The 19,075-nt window shown below is 71.3% G+C and carries 21 protein-coding genes; 8 read left to right on the top strand and 13 right to left on the bottom strand.

Annotation, left to right across the window (positions count from 1 at the left end; all coding sequences use genetic code 11):
* Nucleotides 1-29 precede the first annotated feature (29 nt).
* The gene (locus tag ACWGI2_RS33890; RefSeq protein WP_160502675.1) at nucleotides 30-203 is read right to left on the bottom strand and encodes a hypothetical protein; all 174 of its coding nucleotides are present in this window, start codon (nucleotides 201-203) and stop codon (nucleotides 30-32) included.
* A 357-nt stretch (nucleotides 204-560) separates the two neighbouring features.
* Here ACWGI2_RS33890 and ACWGI2_RS33885 point away from each other — a divergent pair, with 357 nt between their 5' ends.
* Nucleotides 561-1,568 carry a lytic polysaccharide monooxygenase auxiliary activity family 9 protein gene (locus tag ACWGI2_RS33885; RefSeq protein ID WP_453699622.1) on the top strand — a complete coding sequence of 336 codons (1,008 nt, stop codon included), beginning with the start codon at nucleotides 561-563 and terminating at the stop codon, nucleotides 1,566-1,568.
* Between the two features lie 11 nt (nucleotides 1,569-1,579).
* Here the strand turns inward: ACWGI2_RS33885 and ACWGI2_RS33880 are convergent, their stop codons facing one another.
* Nucleotides 1,580-2,110 carry a hypothetical protein gene (locus ACWGI2_RS33880; protein WP_453699621.1) on the bottom strand — a complete coding sequence of 177 codons (531 nt, stop codon included), beginning with the start codon at nucleotides 2,108-2,110 and terminating at the stop codon, nucleotides 1,580-1,582.
* Nucleotides 2,111-2,530: 420 nt separating this feature from the next.
* On the opposite strand from ACWGI2_RS33880, the gene ACWGI2_RS33875 reads away from it, so the two are divergent.
* Complete coding sequence (locus ACWGI2_RS33875) at nucleotides 2,531-3,721, top strand: alanine--tRNA ligase-related protein (RefSeq protein ID WP_453699620.1); 1,191 nt, start codon at nucleotides 2,531-2,533, stop codon at nucleotides 3,719-3,721.
* Here the strand turns inward: ACWGI2_RS33875 and ACWGI2_RS33870 are convergent.
* A complete protein-coding gene (locus tag ACWGI2_RS33870) occupies nucleotides 3,712-4,620 on the bottom strand; it encodes a LysR substrate-binding domain-containing protein (protein WP_453699619.1) in 909 nt (302 codons plus the stop codon). The genes ACWGI2_RS33875 and ACWGI2_RS33870 overlap by 10 nt on opposite strands.
* 223 nt (nucleotides 4,621-4,843) lie before the next feature.
* On the opposite strand from ACWGI2_RS33870, the gene ACWGI2_RS33865 reads away from it, so the two are divergent.
* The 3 genes from ACWGI2_RS33865 to amaB are packed head-to-tail and all read left to right on the top strand — an operon-like array spanning nucleotide 4,844 to nucleotide 9,066.
* Complete coding sequence (locus tag ACWGI2_RS33865; RefSeq protein ID WP_453699618.1) at nucleotides 4,844-6,055, top strand: NAD(P)/FAD-dependent oxidoreductase; 1,212 nt, start codon at nucleotides 4,844-4,846, stop codon at nucleotides 6,053-6,055.
* A gap of 37 nt (nucleotides 6,056-6,092) precedes the next feature.
* Complete coding sequence (gene hglS, locus ACWGI2_RS33860; protein ID WP_453699617.1) at nucleotides 6,093-7,490, top strand: 2-oxoadipate dioxygenase/decarboxylase; 1,398 nt, start codon at nucleotides 6,093-6,095, stop codon at nucleotides 7,488-7,490.
* Nucleotides 7,491-7,533: 43 nt separating this feature from the next.
* Complete coding sequence (amaB, locus tag ACWGI2_RS33855; RefSeq protein WP_453699615.1) at nucleotides 7,534-9,066, top strand: L-piperidine-6-carboxylate dehydrogenase; 1,533 nt, start codon at nucleotides 7,534-7,536, stop codon at nucleotides 9,064-9,066.
* A gap of 96 nt (nucleotides 9,067-9,162) precedes the next feature.
* On the opposite strand, the gene ACWGI2_RS33850 is transcribed toward amaB, so the two are convergent.
* Nucleotides 9,163-9,288 carry a hypothetical protein gene (locus ACWGI2_RS33850; protein WP_453699614.1) on the bottom strand — a complete coding sequence of 42 codons (126 nt, stop codon included), beginning with the start codon at nucleotides 9,286-9,288 and terminating at the stop codon, nucleotides 9,163-9,165.
* 185 nt (nucleotides 9,289-9,473) lie between these two features.
* Nucleotides 9,474-10,421 carry an endonuclease/exonuclease/phosphatase family protein gene (locus tag ACWGI2_RS33845; protein WP_453699613.1) on the bottom strand — a complete coding sequence of 316 codons (948 nt, stop codon included), beginning with the start codon at nucleotides 10,419-10,421 and terminating at the stop codon, nucleotides 9,474-9,476.
* 301 nt (nucleotides 10,422-10,722) lie between these two features.
* On the opposite strand from ACWGI2_RS33845, the gene ACWGI2_RS33840 reads away from it, so the two are divergent.
* Nucleotides 10,723-11,043, top strand: a complete 321-nt coding sequence (locus tag ACWGI2_RS33840; protein WP_453398467.1) for a cupin — start codon at nucleotides 10,723-10,725, stop codon at nucleotides 11,041-11,043.
* A 42-nt stretch (nucleotides 11,044-11,085) separates the two neighbouring features.
* Here ACWGI2_RS33840 and ACWGI2_RS33835 read toward each other — a convergent pair whose 3' ends face one another.
* Both ACWGI2_RS33835 and ACWGI2_RS33830 read right to left on the bottom strand, forming a co-directional pair.
* On the bottom strand, nucleotides 11,086-11,646 hold the full coding sequence (locus ACWGI2_RS33835; RefSeq protein WP_453699611.1) for a cysteine hydrolase family protein: 561 nt from the start codon (nucleotides 11,644-11,646) through the stop codon (nucleotides 11,086-11,088).
* Nucleotides 11,643-12,053, bottom strand: coding sequence for a RidA family protein (locus tag ACWGI2_RS33830; RefSeq protein ID WP_453699610.1), 411 nt, complete (start codon nucleotides 12,051-12,053; stop codon nucleotides 11,643-11,645). The genes ACWGI2_RS33835 and ACWGI2_RS33830 overlap by 4 nt, the downstream gene beginning before the upstream one ends.
* A gap of 124 nt (nucleotides 12,054-12,177) precedes the next feature.
* Between ACWGI2_RS33830 and ACWGI2_RS33825 the strand changes: the two genes are divergently transcribed.
* Complete coding sequence (locus tag ACWGI2_RS33825; RefSeq protein ID WP_453699609.1) at nucleotides 12,178-12,729, top strand: 2'-5' RNA ligase family protein; 552 nt, start codon at nucleotides 12,178-12,180, stop codon at nucleotides 12,727-12,729.
* A 133-nt stretch (nucleotides 12,730-12,862) separates the two neighbouring features.
* On the top strand, nucleotides 12,863-13,258 hold the full coding sequence (locus ACWGI2_RS33820; RefSeq protein WP_453699608.1) for an SHOCT domain-containing protein: 396 nt from the start codon (nucleotides 12,863-12,865) through the stop codon (nucleotides 13,256-13,258).
* A 4-nt stretch (nucleotides 13,259-13,262) separates the two neighbouring features.
* On the opposite strand, the gene ACWGI2_RS33815 is transcribed toward ACWGI2_RS33820, so the two are convergent.
* From ACWGI2_RS33815 to ACWGI2_RS33790, 6 genes are read right to left on the bottom strand one after another with little or no spacing between them, the layout of a single operon-like run.
* Nucleotides 13,263-14,528: a cytochrome P450 family protein gene (locus ACWGI2_RS33815; RefSeq protein ID WP_453699606.1), complete on the bottom strand. Its 1,266-nt coding sequence runs from the start codon at nucleotides 14,526-14,528 to the stop codon at nucleotides 13,263-13,265.
* A 58-nt stretch (nucleotides 14,529-14,586) separates the two neighbouring features.
* Complete coding sequence (locus tag ACWGI2_RS33810) at nucleotides 14,587-15,888, bottom strand: cytochrome P450 (protein WP_453699605.1); 1,302 nt, start codon at nucleotides 15,886-15,888, stop codon at nucleotides 14,587-14,589.
* Complete coding sequence (locus ACWGI2_RS33805; RefSeq protein WP_453699604.1) at nucleotides 15,885-16,517, bottom strand: GTP-binding protein; 633 nt, start codon at nucleotides 16,515-16,517, stop codon at nucleotides 15,885-15,887. The genes ACWGI2_RS33810 and ACWGI2_RS33805 overlap by 4 nt, the downstream gene beginning before the upstream one ends.
* The gene (locus ACWGI2_RS33800; RefSeq protein WP_453398475.1) at nucleotides 16,495-16,857 is read right to left on the bottom strand and encodes a DUF742 domain-containing protein; all 363 of its coding nucleotides are present in this window, start codon (nucleotides 16,855-16,857) and stop codon (nucleotides 16,495-16,497) included. Before ACWGI2_RS33800 ends, ACWGI2_RS33805 begins: the two co-directional genes overlap by 23 nt.
* Nucleotides 16,854-17,300, bottom strand: a complete 447-nt coding sequence (locus ACWGI2_RS33795; RefSeq protein WP_160502690.1) for a roadblock/LC7 domain-containing protein — start codon at nucleotides 17,298-17,300, stop codon at nucleotides 16,854-16,856. The genes ACWGI2_RS33800 and ACWGI2_RS33795 overlap by 4 nt, the downstream gene beginning before the upstream one ends.
* The gene (locus tag ACWGI2_RS33790) at nucleotides 17,297-18,886 is read right to left on the bottom strand and encodes an ATP-binding protein (protein WP_453699811.1); all 1,590 of its coding nucleotides are present in this window, start codon (nucleotides 18,884-18,886) and stop codon (nucleotides 17,297-17,299) included. Before ACWGI2_RS33790 ends, ACWGI2_RS33795 begins: the two co-directional genes overlap by 4 nt.
* Nucleotides 18,887-19,075 lie beyond the last annotated feature (189 nt).

Here is a 19,075-nt window from a genome sequence, read left to right as displayed (position 1 = left end):
TCGCGCTGCTCGTCGCGTTGCGGGTTGCGCTACTCGTCGCGCTGCGGGTTGTAGCCACCCATGCTGCTCGCCGGGTCGTCGATGCGACTCAGCAGCCGTTGCATCGATGCCTCGACGAGTGCGGCATCCAGGGTGCGGGCGTCGGCCGGGCTGACCGCGCTGAGGTCAACCAGTTCTGATTCGACACCGTACGGCTCGGTCACACCGGACTCACATCTCTGAATGGGCAGCGACGCTGCAGCGGCCGGACAGGAGTGGGCCCCTGCCTAGCGGGGCTCGACAGTCCAGGTGGACTGACGGGTCACGATAGCGCGCCACGATGGCAGATTCGAATGGATTTGACGTCAACCCGATCGTTTTCGCCCACCCCCTCACAAGCGTCCCTGAGCTGCGCTGCCGGTCACGAAGGCCGGAGACGGATGGCGATGACTGATTCGGACGTGAGGCCGGTGGGTGAACCGGCGGCAGGGGAGGTCGTCGAGGTCGCGGCAACCAATCCGCGCCCGGCGGCGACTACGAGGCGAGCCGCTCATCGGAAACTCCCCGAAGGAGACGTTCCCATGAACATTCCCCGCTCCCCCGCGCTCGTCCGAGCCCGGTCCCGCGTACGGAATTCGATGCGGGCCAGGCGCCTCGCCTCTCTCGCCGGCGCCACGGGCATCGCCGCCGCTGCCGTCCTCGCGGTCCCCGGCACGGCCGCCGCGCACGGCGTGGCCATGGTGCCCGGGTCGCGGACCTACCTGTGCTACAAGGACCTGCTCGCCAACTCCTCCACCCAGATGCCGACCAACCCTGCCTGTAGGGCGGCAGTTCAGGAGGCGGGCACCACGCCGCTCTACAACTGGTTCGCGGTACTCGACTCCAACGCGGGTGGCCGCGGCGAGGGCTATGTCGAGGACGGCACGCTGTGCAGCGCCGGCGACCGCAGCCCCTACGACTTCGCCCCGTACAACGCCGCCCGCACCGACTGGCCCGTCACCCATCTCACCGGCGGCGCCACCATCGAGCTGAACTACAGCAACTGGGCGCACCATCCGGGCAAGTTCAAGGTGTACGTCACCAAGGAGGGCTTCGACCCGGAACAGCCCCTGGGCTGGTCGGACCTGGAGAACGTACAGACCGTCCAGGACCCGCCGCAGGAGGGAGGTCCGGGCAGCGAGGCGGGCCACTACTACTGGGACCTGCAGCTGCCTGAACGCACCGGCCGGCACATCCTGTTCGTCCAGTGGATCCGCTCCGACAGCCAGGAGAACTTCTTCTCCTGCTCGGACGTGGTCTTCGACGGAGGCAACGGCGAGGTCACCGGACTGACCGGTGGCGAACGGTCCGGCGCCGCGGTGGCCGCGCTCGGCGCGGGCAAGGAGAACACCAAGGCCGATGCGGTGCACGGAGGCCACGGAGGCGGCGCCGCCACCCCGGACATCGAGAACGCCGCCTCCGAATCACCCACGGGCTCTCGTGGCGCCGGCCTGATCGGCGCCCTGGCAGGTGCCGGCGCGGTGGTCCTGGCCGGCGGTACCGTCCTGCACCTGCGCCACCGCAGGCCGAACAACGCCACTGATCAGTAAGGGGCAGCCCTTCAACGCTCCACCCCCCAACGTCGCGCGAGCGCCTCGAGGCGCTCGAGTTCGCGTCGCGCTGCGGCAAGGTGGACGAGGTCGAGCGCCATCTCGGCGCGGGCGGTGATGTAGAGGATGTCCTGGCGGGTGGCCGCGTCGAGGCCGGGGACGGCCTGGAGCCTGCGTCCCGTGACTCTGAGGGAGACCGCAACGTGGTCGAGACGGTCCTGCGTGTTCACGGGAAGCGCCCGCTTCAAGGTGTCCTTGGCGTAGTCGCGTGCCTGCCGGTCAGCCTCGCAGGGGCGAGGCGGCGAGGGAGCCCAGGGCAGGTCGGCGGCGGCCTCCCGGGCGACCTCATACATGTCCGCCACCACGGCGCGTGCGGTGGCCGGGTCGCCTGCCGCGCCGGCCGCACGGGCCGACCCCAACATGCAGCGCAGTTGCGCGCGAACCTCGGGGGCCTCCCCCGTGCGCGCGTCCAGATAGCCGGACCACACATCGAACGCCTTGCTCAACTCGGCGTCCAGCATGACCTCGTAAGCGTCCGGCACTCCGCCGCCTTCCCCACTTGGGCCTTCGAACCGTCGAGCCGCCCTGACGTGGGCGGCGGGGGTACACGATAGGACGGGCGGTGGTCGCGTTGCCCGTGAATTGTTTGGGGTTGCTCGGGCCCGCACTCCCACCGCGGTTCGCGCGAGAGGTGCTGCCGCTTTCCCTGGACGAAAATCGTGTGCGCCCCTGATCCGCGCGCGTTATCGTCGGCCTCATGAACGTCACCGGCCCACACACCACCGCGACCGCGCGAGCGCCCAGCTCGCCGGTTGCCGCCGCCTGACGTACTTCCCCTCTCCACCGGCGACCGGACACGGTCCGCCGGTGTTTTCGTGGTCTCCGTGGTGTTCCCGCCCCGGTTCCCATGCGCGGACCTGTCGTCCGGTGCCTCCCCGCTGTGATTGCGAAGGAGCCACCCCATGAACACCGGATTGAACTCCCAACTGAGCACCGAAGACGTCGTCCGCACGTTCGTCGAGTACTTCGAGGAGCGCGGACACCGCCGGATCACCGGTTCGACGCTGCTGCCCCCGCCCGGCGACCCGGTGCTGTTCACCACCTCGGGCATGCACCCGCTCACCCCGTACCTGGAGGGGCGGCCCCATCCGCTCGGCAGGCGTCTCGTCAACGTGCAGCGCTGTCTGCGGACCACGGACCTGGAGGAGGTGGGCGACTCCACCCATCTGACCGTCTTCGAGATGCTCGGCACCTGGTCACTCGGCGACTACGAGGGGCAGCAGAGCCTCCACTGGGGGTACGACCTGCTCACCGACGGGTTCGGCATCGACCCGCGGCTGCTGCATGTCACCGTCTTCGGCGGCGACGGCCAGGTCGGGCCCGACACCGCCTCCCTCGACCTGTGGCAGGACCGCGGAGTTCCGGTGGAGCTCACCGTCGAGGACAACTGGTGGCCCAATGGGTCCACCGGCCCGTGCGGACCCGACTCGGAGATCTTTCTGTGGACCGGCGACACCCCGCCCGAATCCACGCCGACAGGTGACGACCGCTGGGTGGAGATCTGGAACCACGTGATGATGCGCCACCGTCGGCTCGCCGACGGGACACTCGTGCCGCTCCCCCAGCGCAACATCGACACCGGGCTCGGTCTGGAACGGCTCTCCTCGCTGCTTCAGGGGCGGACCTCGGTGTTCGAGTGCGACCTCTTCGACCCTTGGCGGAGCCTCGTGCCGGGCCTGTGGCAGCTGGACCAGCCGAGCCTGCGACTGGTCTGCGACCACCTCCGCTCGGCCATGGTGGTGATCGGCGACGGAGTACGCCCCGCCAACACCGGCCGCGGCTACGTCCTGCGCCGACTCGTACGACGCGTCCTCACCGTGCTGTGGCGTGACGACCCCTCGCGACAACTGGCCGATCTGCCGGGCGAGTTGGTGCGGCACACCTCAGACCACTTCCGTCAGTATGTGGATCCGCACGACGTGCGGCGGGTGCTGATCGAGGAGGAGCGGCGGTTCAGGCTGCTCCTGGAGCGGGGGCGGCAGGTTCTTGCCCGGCCCCGATTCCAAGGCCCGCTCGACGAGGAGGACTTCCACTACCTCCATGACACCCACGGTCTGCCGCGCGATCTGGTCCTGACCCTGCGTCAGGGGTGAGGAAGCTGCCCGGCCACCGTCCGCAACACGTCCACCAGGGCGGCCACCGCCGGGCGCCGTTCGGCGGAGGCGCGGCACACCACGACGACGTGCCGCTCGATCCGCTCGCGCAGCCGCAGCACGTCGAAGCGTGAGGCGCGGAGGCCGAGCATCAGCTCGGTCACCGTGCTCACGCCGATGCCCGCCTCGACCAGGGCCAAAGTCGCCGCGGTGTCGGTGACTTCGTGCCGCACGTCCGGTTCGATGCCCGCGCGGCGGCACGCGGTGCGTACGGCGCGGCCGTAGTAGCTGTCGGCGGACGGCAGGATCCACGCCAGGTCCCGGGTGTCGGCCAGGGCGGTGCGGTCGCGGCCGTCCATCCAGCCGGTGGGCACCGCCAGGGCGAAGCGCTCGCGGTGGAGCCGGGTCACGCGCAGAGCGGCGTCGCGCGGGATGGGCACGTCCGGGTAGTCCAGGCCGAGCGCCAGGTCGACGCCTCCCGAGGCGACGGCGTCGTACACCTCGTCCACGTCCATGTCGCGGCTGTGCACGGCGAGTTCGGGGTGGGCCGCGTGCACCTGGCGCAGGGCCGGCGGCAGGATCTCGGCGGCGGCCGTGGCGAACAGGCCGACCAGCAGGGTGCCGGAGACCGTGCCGCGACCGCGCTCCAGCTCCTCGACGGCTTCGGCCTCCGTGGCCAGGATCCGCTCGGCGTGCCGGGCCAGCGCGATCCCTGCGTCGGTGAGCTCGACCCGGCGGCCCACCCGGCGCAGCAGCGGTGTGCCCGCGGCCTTCTCCAGCGCGGCGATCTGCTGGGAGACGCCGCCGGGGGTGTAGCCCAGGGACTTCGCCACGGCGGTGATGGTGCCGCGCCGGGTCAGCTCGACCAAGGACCGCAGCTGGGAGCTCGTCCAGTCCATGAGGCCACCATCATCAGTCGACCGTATAGAGATCGTCAATGATCAGGAGCAGGATCTGTTCATGGACGTCAACGGTTGGGTTGCGTCACGATGGCGGGCAGCCAGCTGATCAGCGCCCCGCGAGTTACTGAGCAAGTTACTGACGGCCATGCCCTGCCCGCGAACTGACGCCTATTCAGGTCCGTTGTTCCGGACGTCGGCCTCTGGAAAGGATCGGCCTCTCTTGTCCTCGTCACCGCGTCCGCCCACAGCTCCCGCCTCCGCCTCCGCCTCCGCCTTCCGCACCCTCCCGCCGACCGCCGATGTCGTGATCGTCGGCGGGGGCGTGATGGGCGCCTCCATCGCCTTCCACCTCGCCGAGGCGGGGGTGTGCGACATCGTCGTCGTCGAACGCGGCGAACTCGCCTGCGCCAGTTCCGGCAAACCGATCGGCGGCGTACGCGCCCACTTCTCCGACCCGCTCAACATCGAGCTCGGCCGCCGCAGTCTGCGCGCCTTCCAGGACTTCCCCCACCGGCCCGGCGCCGACATCCGCCTGGACACCGTGGGCTACCTCTTCCTGCTCACCGGCGAGCGGCAGGTCGCGGAGTTCACCGAGAGCGTGCGGCTCCAGAACAGCCTGGGCGTGCCGAGCCGCATGATCGACGCCGACGAGGCCCGGCGTCTCTGCCCGTATCTGAGCACCGAGGGCCTGGTGGCCGCCGTCCACTCCCCCACCGACGGGCACGCCCGACCCGGCCTCGTCGTGCACGGCTACGCCGACGCGGCGGCCCGGGCGGGCGTCCGCTTCGCCACGCACACCCGCGTCACCGGCATGGACACCACCGGCGACCGGGTCAGTGCCGTGCACACCGACCGCGGCACCGTCGCCTGCTCCACCGTGATCTGCGCTGCGGGCGCCTGGTCCGGGCAGATCGGGGCGTTGGTCGGCGTCGGCCTTCCCGTCCGGCCGGTGCGCCGCCAACTGGCCTTCACCGAACGGCTTTCGCCGACGGCTCCGCGCATCCCCTTCACGATTGACTTCACCTCGTCCGCGTACTTCCACAACAGCGACGCCGGGCTGCTCTTCGGCCTCGCCGATCCCCGCCAGGCCGACGGTTTCGACACCACGTGGACCCCGGAGTGGCTCGACCTGTTCCAGGACGTCGTACGCCGTCGCGCCCCCGCCCTCGCCACCATGCCGATCGCCGACGGCTGGGCGGGCCTGTACGAGGTCACGCCCGACCACAACGCCCTGATCGGCCGCTCCGGCGAACTGCCCAACTTCCTTTACGCCACCGGGTTCTCGGGGCACGGCTTCCTCCAGGCCCCGGCGGTCGGCGAGGTCGTGCGCGATCTCCATCTGGAACGCGAGCCGTGCGTCGACATCGCGCCGATGAGCGCCGACCGCTTCCGGGCCGGCGCCGCGATCCGCCCCGAGGCGCACATCGTTTGACCCCTCCCCGTTCTCGACGTCGGAAAGGCAACCTTCCATGATCAGCCAGTGGCAGCTGCGAGCCGCCTTCGCCGCCCGGCTCTCGGAGATGTACGGACGGGAAGTCCCGGCCTACAACACCCTCGTGGACGTCTCGCACGAAGTGAACGAGGACGCCTTGCGCGCGCAGGGCGCCGATGCCGAACGGCTCGGTTCCATCAGCCGGGTCACGGCGGAGCGGCACGGCGCCATCCGCGTGGGCACTCCCACCGAACTGCGCCACGTCGCCCGGATCTTCGGCGCGCTCGGCATGCGCCCGGTCGGCTTCTACGACCTGCGGGAGGCGGCCGCCAGCGCGGTGCCTGTCGTGTCGACGGCGTTCCGCCCGGTGGACGCCGAAGAGTTGGCGCGCAACCCCTTCCGGGTCTTCACCTCACTCCTCACACCCGCGGACCCACGCTTCTTCGACGCCGAGCTGCGCTCCCGCCTTGAGACGTTCCTGGCCGGGCGCGAGCTGTTCCCTCCGGAGCTGCTCGCCCTGGCCGATCGTGCCGAGGCCGAGTGCGAACTGCCCGAGGCGGATGCCGAACGCTTCCTCCAACTCGCCGTCCAGGCCTTCGAGTTGTCCGCCGAGCCGATCGACAAGTCCTGGTACGAGGAGTTGGAAAGGGTATCGGCGGTCGCCGCGGACATCGGGGGCGTCCGCTCCACCCACATCAACCACCTCACCCCACGCGTCCTCGACATCGACGAGCTGTACCGGCGCATGACCGACCGGGGCATCGAGATGATCGACACCATCCAGGGCCCGCCCGGCTGGAAGGGGCCCGACCTGCTGCTGCGCCAGACGTCCTTCCGGGCCCTCGCCGAACCGCGCGCCCTGCGCCTGGCCGACGGCAGTGTGACCCGCGGCGCCCTGCGGGTGCGGTTCGGCGAGGTCGAGGCCCGCGGAATCGCCCTCACCCCGGCGGGCCGCGCGCTCTACGACCGCCTGCTCACCCTCGCCGACGCCGAGACCGCCCGGCGCCCCGCGGCCGACCGCACCGAAGTGGCCCGCGCCCTGTGGACCGCACACGTGCCCGCCACCGAGCGCGAGCTCGCCGCGCAGGAGCTGGCCTACTTCACCTACCGCGCCGCACCTGACCGTCCACACGACGGCACCCAACCCCCCTCCACCATCGGCGAGTTGGAGCGCCGAGGCTGGGTGCGGGCCGACCCCGTCGTCTACGAGGACTTCCTGCCGCGCTCAGCCGCCGGCATCTTCCAGTCCAACCTCAGCGGCGAGGGCTCCCGGAACACCGAGCAGGAAGGCACCGCGTACGACAGTGACTGGCTCTCCGGGGCCATCGGCCGCGAGGTCCTCGACCCGTACGCCCTGTACGGACACCAGCAGAGTCTCTCGATCACCCAGGTCGGCCGCGAACTGGGCCTCGACATCGAAGTCACCCACCACTGACCCCACCCCCGCCCCGCAGTCCTCGCCTCACCCAGGGAGCATCATGACCGGCACCACCGCCCTGCCCGCCACGGACGACCTGCGCACCCGCGCCCGCACGAGCCTGCGGCGCATCGGCGTGAGCGTCCCGGAGGGCGGCGACTTCCAGGCACGTACGCCCATCACGGGCGAGGACCTCTTCGGCCTGACCGCGTCGACCGCCGCCGACGCCGAGGACGCCATCGCCGCAGCCCGCGAGGCGTTCCTCACCTGGCGCACCACGCCGGCCCCGCGCCGCGGTGAACTCGTTCGCCGTCTGGGGGAGTTGCTGCGCGACCACAAGAGCGACCTGGCCGACCTGATCACGATCGAGGCGGGCAAGATCCGCTCCGAAGCGCTCGGCGAGGTCCAGGAGATGATCGACATCTGTGACTTCGCGGTCGGCCTCTCTCGCCAGCTCTACGGCCGCACCATCGCCTCCGAGCGCCCCGGCCACCGCCTCGCCGAGACCTGGCACCCGCTGGGCGTGGTCGGAGTGATCTCCGCGTTCAACTTCCCCGCAGCGGTGTGGTCGTGGAACACGGCGGTGGCGCTGGCCTGCGGTGACACCGTGGTCTGGAAGCCGTCCGAGCTCACCCCGCTGATCTCGCTGGCCTGCGACCGGCTGCTGGCCCAGGCCGCGAAGGAGACCGGCGCGCCCCGCGACGTACACCGTCTCCTGCTCGGCGACCGTGCGGTGGGCGAGCGGCTGGTGGACGATCCGCGCGTCGCGCTCGTCAGCGCCACCGGTTCCACCCGCATGGGCCGCGAGGTCGGCCCGCGCGTGGCGGCCCGGTTCGGGCGCAGCCTGCTCGAACTCGGCGGCAACAACGCCGCGGTCGTGGCGCCGTCGGCCGACCTCGACCTCGGGGTGCAGGGCATCGTCTTCGCGGCGGCGGGCACGGCGGGCCAGCGCTGCACCACGCTGCGCCGCCTCATCGTCCACCGCGACATCGCCGATGCCCTCGTCGCGCGCCTGACGGCCGCGTACACCAAGCTCCCCATCGGTGACCCGTTCGACGAGAACACCCTCGTCGGCCCGCTCATCTCCCCGGCCGCCCTAGACGGCATGCAGGACGCTCTCGCCCGCGTACAGGCGCAGGGCGGCAAGATCCTCGCCGGCGGCAACAGGCGCCTTGCGGACGCGGCGCCGGGGGCCGCCTATGCCGAACCGGTCGTCGTCCGCGTCGACGAACAGACCGATGTCGTACGCCAGGAGACGTTCGCCCCGATCCTGTACGTGCTCACCTACGACACCCTGGAGGAGGCCATCGCCCTGCACAACGACGTCCCGCAGGGTCTCTCCTCCAGCATCTTCACCCGCGACCAGCAGGAGGCCGAGCTCTTCCTGTCCTCCGAGGGCTCCGACTGCGGCATCGCCAACGTCAACATCGGCACGTCCGGCGCCGAGATCGGGGGCGCGTTCGGCGGCGAGAAGGAGACGGGCGGCGGCCGCGAGTCGGGCTCCGACGCCTGGCGCGCGTACATGCGCCCGGCCACGAACACCATCAACTACTCGGGCCGCCTCGCCCTGGCCCAGAACGTCAGCTTCATCTAGGCACCGGGGGCAGGCTCACGGCCGGACAGCGCGGCGCCCCTTGGCATGGGGTTACCAAGGGGCGCCGCTGAACGCTGCCCAGGGCTGTTCAGGCCCTCAGAGGCCGTGCCGGAAAAACTCCACGATCACCACCCAAAGGGCGCGGCCCACCAGGGCCGCCGTGATGCGTGAAGCCAGATCCCGTCCCGCCTTTGTCCGCTTGGACGACTCGCGCTCTGACATATCTCCTCCTCTCGGTTTCCGAGCGCCCGCTCGGCCGCCGTATGACGGCCGAACACCGCGCTCCCCCCAACGCGAGAAAGAGACGAGATCAACGTAACGCTGAACAAAGGGAGTTCGGAAGCACGCGGACATCCGAGACTGCAACCGAGGCAGCCTTCTCGGAGAGGGAGCACCGCCGAGCCGCATCAGGGGCCGAGGGTGATACCGGCGGTGACGGGCAGGTGGTCGCTGCCTGTGGCGGGGAGCGTACGGACGTGGGTGACGGTTGCCGAGCGCGTCATGATGTGGTCGATCCTGGAGACGGGGAAGGAGGCAGGCCAGCTGAAGGCGAAGTAGTTTCGTCCCGTCGAGTCCAGACGTGTGGTGACCGGGGCGAGGCTGCGGTCGTCCGCCGTGCCGTTGAGGTCGCCCAGCAGGATCACCTTCTTCAGCTTCTCGGCGGCCAGTGCGTCGCCCAGCAGGCGCGCGCTCTCGTCCCGTCGCCCGGAGCTGAAGCCGTGCCACTGGACGCGTACCGAGGGCAAGTGGGCGACGTACACCGCTACATCGCCCCATTGCGTACGGGCTCGCGCCCTCATTCCGCGGTTCCAGTCCTTTCCGACCCCCTCCGGCCTGATGTCCACCGCATTGATCTCCGTCAGCGGATGCTTCGACCAGAGGCCGACCGTGCCCCTCACCGCCCGGTAGGGATACTCCGGGGCCAGCTCCCGCTCGTACGTCGGTAGCGCGGTCGGCGTCAGCTCCTCCAGGGCTATGAGATCCGGGCCGGAGTCGCTCAGTGCGCGTGCTGTGCCCGCGGGGTCGGTGTTCACGTCGCTGACGTTGTGCTGGACGGCCGTGATGTCGTGGCCGCCCTCGTCCCCGGCGGTCACCCGCCCGCCGAAGAGGATCCCCCAGGCGACCGCCGGCAGCAGCAGCGCCACCAGGGCCAGGGCCGATCGGCGCAGCAGGGCCAGGGCGAGCAACAGGGGAACGGTCAGGCCGAGCCAGGGCAGGAACGTCTCAAGGAGGCTGCCGAAGCGGCCGACGGCGTTGGGCACGGCTGAGTGGAACGCCAGCAGGGCTGCGGTCAGGACGGCGAGCGCCGCGAGAACCCGGCCGCGCGTCCAGGGCGACCTGCCCTTCGCGTCCACGCCCCACCGGAGCCGGGCGCCGCGACCCGGCCACCGCCGCCAGCGCGGTTTCCGCGTTTCCGGCGCCGCCCCGCTGTCCACCCGCTCCACTCAGCTCCCCTGTCTCCCCCGCTCCCCGGCCGTGAGCGTCGCGTGGCTGGAAGGACGCCACCATCGGGTGATCAGGTTCCGGCCGCCGGATGCGGGGCACGCGGGCAAAGGGAACACTGGGGACGCGTGTCCATACACGCGTGTCCGCGCACCCGTATCCACACACCCGTGTCCGCACACGCCCGTCCGCCCTCCGTCGAAGGGACCCACAGTGGCCGACCTCTACGCCCTCGTCGGAGAGCACCTCGAGAAGGCCCGCGCCTCCGCGCACGGGCGCAGTGCCGAGCTGCTCCTGCACGACGGTCCGCTGCGGCAGAGCCTCATCGTGCTCATCAGCGGACACGAGCTGAGCGAGCACGAGACGCCCACGGCCGCGACCCTGTTCGTCCTGCGCGGGCGGGTCGGGCTCACCACTGCGAGCGACACGCTCGAACTGGGCGAGGGTGAGTTCGCGCCCATCCCGCACGAGCGTCACGGCCTGACCGCGCTGGCCGACTCGGCCGTCGTGCTGACGGCCGTCACCGAGGTCTGAAGTCCTGAAGGTCTGAAGGTCTGAAGTTCTGAGCAGGCGGCGCTACTGCGGCGCGATGCCCTTGAGCCACTCCTCGACTGCGATGACCTCCGCCCACTGCGGGAAGAGCTTGCCGATCAGGAGCTCGTGCACCTCGGGGTCCAGGTCTAGGCAGGCGTCCGACAGGACGGTGAGCCCGAGGTCCCGGTCGTTCGCGTGACACGCCGTGTGCAGCACTACGCCGCTGGTGGCGATGCCGGTGAGAACGAGGTTGTTGATGTCGCGCGCCCTGAGCACCAGGTCCAGGTCACTGCCCGAGAACGCGCTCCCGCGCCGCTTGGTGACCACGGTGTCGCCCGGCCGAGGCGCGATGTCGGGGTGGATCTCGGTGCCGGGCTCGCCCTCGATGTGCAGACCCGCTCGCGCCACTGCCGTGAGCGCCTTGTTGCGGGTGCTGACGTCCGGATAGCCCGGTCGTAACGCGATGGCCACGTAGATCACGGGGATGTCCGCCGCGCGGGCGCCGTCGATCGCACGGCGCAGGCGCGGCAGATATCCCGAGCCGTCGTCGGCGAGGTCCACGATCTCCCGCTGGACGTCCATCACGAGGAGGGCGGCGTTCACGGCCGTACCGCCACCGCATCCACCTCGAACAGCATTCCTGGCAGCGCGAGCGAGGCCACACCGCTCAGCGTCTGCGCGGGGAGCCGGTCGCCGAAGCGGGCGTGCAGCGCCTTGCCCAGGGCCTCCAGCTTGTCCAGGTCGTGGTCGACGATGAAGGTGCCGAGCCTGACCACGTGCTCGTATCCGAGGCCGACGCCTTCCAGGGCCGACAGCAGCCTGTCGAAGGCCAGGTCCACCTGGGCGTCGAAGGCGCTGGGGACAGGGGCTCCGGTGGCGTCGGAGGCGTACTGGCCGCCGATGAAGACGAGTTCGCCGGGTGCCGACGCGGCGTGGCTGTAGCCGAACGGCGTCGGGTCGTGGAGGGTGTCCGGGTTCGTGATCGTGATCGTGCGCTGATCGTTCGTCATGTCTGATCGAACTCCCGCGGAGGCCCGCCCATTCCCCCGCGCAGGCCCACCCCATTCCCCTGCGCAGGCCCGCCCATTCCGCGGCGACGGAGGCGATCACCGCCCGGTGCGATCATGGTGCGTGATGAACGCCGATGAAGAGGACGCCGAGCGCGACCCCGCGCAGGACGGATGGCCGGACATACCGGGTGACACCGCGCTCACCATCAAGGTCCCCGAAGCCGACCCGCTGGTCCGGGCGGGGTTCCCGGCCCATGTGACGGTGCTCTACCCCTTCGTGCACGAGAGTCGCCTCGACGCCGCTGCCCGCCGCGAACTGTCCGGTCTCTTCGCCGGGCACGACGCCTTCACCCTGACCTTCGCCGAGTTCGCCCGCTATCCCGGCGTGCTCTACCTCGACCCGTGGCCGCACGCCCCGGTCACCGCCCTGACCAAGGACCTCACCGCGCTCTGGCCGGAGGCCGTGCCCTACCGAGGGATCTTCGACCCCCCGCTCGCCCCGCATCTGACGGTCGCGAACAGTGAGGGCCCCGCGACCCAGGACGCCGCGTACGACGCGTTGCAGGCCGAACTGGAGCCCCTGCTGCCGCTGAGCTGCCGTGTCCGCGCGGTCCACCTCATCGCCTGGGACGGCACACGCTGGCAGGACCGCGCCGAGTACCGTCTCGGCCCGTGATGGCGGAATCCTCGCGGCCCGTGATCGCAGAAGCCCCCGCGGCCCGAGATGCGGGACTCCCTTTTCGGCGATATGCCTGACTCACCGGAAGTGATTCCGCGACCTCGCGGACTCCGTGAAAGGGGCATCCGCCGTGGACGACTACCCGCTGCTGAATCTTTTCCTGACGATGCTGTACCTCTTCCTGTGGATCATGTGGTTCTTCCTGCTGTTCAAGGTGATCACCGACCTGTTCCGTGATCACACGCTCAGCGGATGGTGGAAGGCGGGCTGGCTCATCTTCGTGCTGGTCCTCCCCTTCCTCGGCGTCCTCGTCTACCTCATCGCCCGCGGCCGCAGCATGGGCGAGCGGGATGTGGCGCAGGCCAAGGAGCAGGAGCAGGCGTTCCGCGCCTACGTACAGAAGGCGGCCGGCTCAGGGCCGGGCGGCGGTCACGTCGACGAGCTGGCGCGGCTCGCCGAGCTGAGGAAGAACGGCGACATCACCACCGAGGAGTACGAGAAGGCCAAGGCGAAGGTCCTGGCCTGACCCGCTACGGCCGCCGGGCACCCACGCGCACGGGAAGCTTCTGCACGCTGTTCCCCACGAAGGAGGCGTGGCGGGGCAGTTCGGGCTCCGGGACGGCGAGGTCGAGGTCGGGGAAGCGGCCGAAGAGCTGCTCCAGGGCGATGGTGGCCTCCATGCGGGCCAGCGGTGCGCCCATGCAGAAGTGCGCGCCGTGGCCCAGGGACAGGTGCCGGGTGGTGGTGTTGTCGCGGGTGATGTCGAAGCGGTCGGCGTCGGGGCCGTGCGCCTGCTTGTCGCGGCCCGCCGCGGAGTAGCCGGCCAGGACAGGGGTGCCCTTGGGGATGACCGTGCCGTCGAGAGTGAGGTCACGGGTCGGGTAGCGGAAGGGGAAGTAGCTGACGGGGCTGTCCCAGCGCAGGGTCTCCTCCACCACGTCGGCCCAGCTCACCTTGCCGGTCTGGGCCAGGGCGAGCTGCTCCCGGTGGGTGCACAGGGCGCGTACGGCGTTGGTGATGAGGTTCAGCGTGGTCTCGTGCCCGGCGATGATCGTGAGCATCAGGGTGCCGAGCAGCTCGTGCGGGCTGAGCCGGTCGCCGTTCTCCTCACGGGCCGCGATCAGGGCGCTGGTCAGATCGTCGCCGGGGCTCGCGGCGCGGGCGGCGGCGACCGCTCCGAGGACTTCCACCATCTCGCGGTTGGCGGCCATCGCCTCTTCGGGGCCGATGTCGGTGGCGACGATCTGGTTCGACAGGTGGTGCAGCCGGTCGTGGTACTCGGCGTCCACGCCCAGGAGTTCGCAGATGACGCCCATGGGCAGCGGCAGCGCGAAGTGTTTGCGCAGGTCGGCCACGCCGTCGTCGGCGGCGGCCGCACCGAGGTCGTCGAGCAGCTCGGTCGTCAGGGCCGTGATCCGCGGCTGGAGTTCCGCCACCCGGCGCGCGGTGAACGCCTTGCCCATCAGGGAGCGCAGCCTGCGGTGGTCGGTGCCGTCGGCGGTGGTCATGCCCTGCACCGTCGCGAACGTCTTCAGGGGCCAGCCGTCGGCTATCTCGCCTGCCTGCAGCGCGGCGAAGTGCTGTGCGTTCTTGGCGACATCGGGGTGCGCGAGGAACTCCTTGAGCGCGTCATGGCCGAGGACCGCCATGCCCTGTACGTCACCGGGCAGCACCACCGGCGTGACGGCGCCGCGGGACAGGAGCCGGGCGTTGTCCGCGTGCGGGCAGCCGCCGGCCGGGTCGAAGCGGTGCGGCCTGCTTGCTGCGGCGTCGGTGTTCACCGGTGACGTGTTCAACGGGCTCTCCTGATCGAGGGGCGGGTCGGCTGCGGCCGATGGCTGACGGGGTGGCGGGTCAGAGCACGGCCTGGGCCTGCGGCAAGGGTGCCGAATGCTGTGACAGGACAGGGGCGGTGAAGCGGACAGGGAGCGCGGCGAGTCCCCTGCTCCAGGGTGACTTGATCCACTCGAGCTGGTCCTGCGGAATGGCCAGTTCGAGGTCGGGAAGGCGGTGGCGGATCGTGTCCACGGCGGTACGGGTGATGAGCCGGGCCGGGTCCTGGGCGGGGCAGATGTGCGGGCCCGCGCCGAAGGCCAGGTGCGAGCGGTTGCCCACGACCGGTGTGCCGTCGTCCGGGAGGATCTGCGGGTCCGCGTTGGCGCCGGCCAGACCGAGGATGAGCATGTCGCCGGTGCGGACGGACTGCCCTCCGAAGGTCATGTCGCGGGTGGCGTAGCGGGCGGGGAAGTTCTGGGTGGGCGGGAAGCGCCACAGGACCAGGTCGAGTGCGTCGTCCACGCTGAGGTGGCCGCCGGTCAGCGAGGAGCGGAACTGCGGGTCGCACAGCAGGATGCGCAGGGTGGTGGCGATCCAGTTGACGGTGGTCTGGTTGCCCGCGACGAACATGACGACGAGGTTGTGCAGGACCTCTTCGTCGGTGAGCCGGGCCGGGTGGTGCAGCAGGGCCGACGTGATGTCGTTGCCGCGGCGGCGCCGCTTCTCCTCGATCAGCTGGAGCAGGATGGCGCCCATGCGCTTGCTGGCGTCGGCGGAGTCGGCGGTGGCGGCGACGGTTCCGGCGACGGCCTCCACCAGGTGGCGGCCGGTCTGGTCGTCCACGCCGAGCAGCGCGGTGATGACGCGCATCGGCAGCTTGCGCGCGTAGTCGGCCACCAGGTCGGCCTCGCTGCGCTCCGCGAACGACACGATCACCTGCTCAGCGGCGGCCCGCACGGAGCGCCGCAGTTCGTGGCCGTTGATCCCGGCCAGCGCGGCGGAGACGGCGGCACGCATCCTGCGGTGCTGCTGTCCGTCGGCGAACAGCAGAGCAGGGCGCCAGCCGACCATGGGCAGGATCGGTGAGTCGACGGGCACCCGGCCTTCCCGCAGCAGGCTCCAGCGGCGCGGGTCGTGCGAGAAGTCCTGCTCGTCGCGGGTCAGTTGGAGCACTTCGCGGTGGCCGATGACGAGCCAGGCGTCGACGCCGGGGGCGATGGCGACGGGCGCCACCGGCCCGTGGTCGCGGCGCAGTTGCTCGTACAGGGCGGGCATGGCGTCGCCGTCGAGGTCGGGTCCGTGCAGCGCGGCCGCCGGCGCCGGGGCTCCGGTGACCGGGCAGCGGGCGGGCGGTCCGGCCGCGGCGTGGGGCGAGGTCATGAGGTCTCCGTGGCGACGTGGATGAGGTGCTGGACGAGAGCGATCAGGGCCCGGACCGAGGACGCGGGGTCGCGTGCGTCGCAGGTCACCACGGGGGTGCCGGGGAGCAGGTCGAGGGCGGCGCGCAGGTCGTCGGCGGTGTGCTGGGGGCTGCCGGGGAAGATGTTGACGGCCACCGCGAAGGGCAGCCCGAGCTCCTCCAGGTTGCCCAGGGCGTCGAAGGACGCCTCCAGGTCACGCGTGTCCACCAGGGCCAGAGCGCCGAGCGCGCCCTTGGCCAGGTCCCGCCAGGCGGGCAGGAATCGCTGCTGGCCCGGGGTGCCGAACAGATAGAGCACCAGCTCGCCGTCGATGGTCATCCGGCCGAAGTCGAGGGCCACGGTCGTGGTCGTCTTGCCGCCGGCCACGACGGTGTCGACCCGGGCGCCCGCCTGGGTCATGACGGCCTCGGTGGACAGGGGTTTGATCTCCGAGACGGTGCCGATCAGGGTGGTCTTGCCGACCCCGAGCGGCCCGACGACCAGGATCTTGGCGGCGCCGGCGACGCTGGAGGTGAGGTACTTCCCGGAACCGGCGGGCCGCGGGGCCGGTGCCGGTGCTGGTGCGTCAGAGGCGGCTTTCGAGACCATGGAGGACCTTTCTGAGCATGGTCACATCGGTGTGTTCGGCCGGGGGGACGGGCGGGCGGGTCACGATGAGCCCCCATTCGAGGAGATCGCAGAGCAGCACCTGTACGACCGAGGGGGGCTGGCCGATGTGGGCGGCCACCTCGGCCACCGAGAGGAGCCCCTGGCAGTGCGCCAGGATGGTCTGGTGCTCGGGCTGGAGCGAGGCGGGAAACGCCGCGTCCGTCGCCATCACCAGGGACTCCCAGGCCAGCGCCTCGGTGTCGGCTGCCGCCCGCCCGCGAGTGATCACGTACGGGCGGATCGCCGAGGCCGTCGGCTCCTCCGGCCGAGGCTCCTTCATGACGCCGCGGCGGCCGGATCCCGCGGCTGGCTGCTCAGGTGCGAGCCGATCTTCACCACGAGCAGCTGCATCTGCTGGGCCACCAGGCCGACGTCCGCCTCCAGGTCGGTGGCGACCCCCAGGTGCGCGCCCACACCGGCGTGCGTGAACAGCACGAAGCCGTGGTCGGACTCCAGCATCAACTGCCGTACGCCGGCGCCGGATCCGAAGAGCAGCGCGGTCGTGGACCGGCCCGTCATGGTCATCGCCGCACAGGCCGCGGAGAGGGACTCGGCTTCGGCGACGCTGAGGTCGGCCACCGGGCCGGTGAGGTTCTCCGCGGAGGCGTGTCCGAGCCGCAGGCCGTCCTCGGAGACCACCACGCTGTGCCGGACCCCGGGGATCTCGATCAGGGGGCGGAGCATCCAGCCCAGGTCGGGAAGGGGGGTGATGATTCCGGTCACTGCCGGCCTCCGAAGTGCTCGTCAGGGGTGGGGGGTTGGGTCGGTGCCGCGGCCGGCCGGGGCTCCGCCGACGGGTTCGCCTCCCGCTCCGCGGGCTGTGCCGCCTCGGCGTCGAGGGCCGCGCGGCCACGGAGCGAACCGGACACCACGCTGGCGATCGACGCACGCGCCGCCTCCGGCGTCCAGGGGGCCGTGGGTGCGGCGGGGGGTGCCTGCCGCTGCTCCGGGACCGGCCGGTGGAGAGCTCCCGGGGCCGCTTGGCGCCGGTTCCGCCGCCGGGGCAGACCGGCGGGTGTCTCGCGCGCGGGAGGCGCACCCGGTGCGGCCCGGACGGAGAACTCTTCGTGTGCGGCGGGGTCGTGCTGATCCTGCTGGCCGTGCTGGTCGTGCGTCCGCGCGTCGACGTCCTCCGGCGACCCGCCGGGAACCATCGGCTGCCGTACGGGGACGGCCGCGGGCTCAGGATCGGCGGCCTGCTGCGGCGGAGCCGTCTGGATGCCCGCCCGGTGGGATCCCGTGAGCCGCGAGGGCGGTTCGGTGAGCAGACGGAACGGCACGAACGTCACCGCACGCGTGCCGCCGTAGGCCGAGGCCCCGCTCAGCTCCACGTTGAAGCCGAGCTCCCGGCTCCAGCGGCCCACGCAGGCCAGGCCGAGGCGCGGCACCGCGCCGAGGCGGGCCAGGTCCTGGTCGTCGCGGAGCTGGCCCATCGCCCGGTGCAGCACGTCCGGCGGCATCCCGAGCCCGGCGTCGTCGATCTCCAGGACCGCTCCGGCCCCCACCTCGCGGATGGTGACGACGACTTGGGAGCGCGAGGGGGAGAACACCGTGGCGTTCTCCAGGAGTTCGGCGATGGCGTGCATCAGCCCCTCCACCGCGGGCGGCACGGCGTACAGCGTCTGTCCGCCGTGCACCTCGATCCGGCTGTACTCCACGATCCGCGACTGCGCGCCGCGTACGCAGTCGTACAGCGAGACCGGCCGTGTCTCCCTGCGGGCGGGCCAGATCCCGCACATGACGAGGAGCGTCTGGGCCTTGCGGGTCATCTGTGCCGCCGCGTGGTCGGCCTTCATCACCTCGCCCATGAGGTGCGGGTCGTCGATGGAGCGCTCGACCCGGTCGAGCACCTGCTGCTGCACGGTGGCCATGGCGTGCATGGTGCGCGCGACGGACTCGAACGCGGCCTGTACCGAGTCGCGCAGTCCGCGCTCGCGGCGCACCGCCTCGTCCGACCCCAGGGCGACGGCCACGGCGGACAGGGCCCGCGCGAACTGCTCACCGGTCTCCGCGGGCGCCGCCAACGGCCCCGGCACACCCTCAAGGCGCTGCCCGGCGCGTACGCGCTCCGCGATCGCCGGGAGCCGCACACCGGCGAGGTGCGTGACCTCGGCCTCCCGGGCCGCGGCAAGGCGCTCCTGCCGGGCGCGGTCGGCCCGCTCGGCGGACAACTGCCGCACCAGCAGCAGCACCCAGGCGAGCAGCAGCACCGCGACCGCGGCGCAGCCGCCGGCCAGGACCTGCCGCCACTGCGCCGCGGCATCCAGTGCGGCGAGCACCGCGCCCGCGATCGCGAGGACCACGGCCATCAGCCAGACCACGGCCTCGCGGCCCACGGACCCGCGCCTGAGACGGCTCACCACGCCCCACTTGCCCCGGCGATCCTGCACACCTTCACCACGACGAACGAACCCTCCCCGAACGCACCGAACTCCCTTACGAATGGGGAGCGTGGCGATCTTAGGTCAACTCGGCCTTTTCTGGCTGGCCGTTCGGGA

Source organism: Streptomyces sp. NPDC054866 (genome assembly GCF_053610745.1).
The sequence above is the reverse complement of the archived record's forward strand: the minus strand, read 5'-3'. Positions and strand labels throughout refer to the sequence as shown.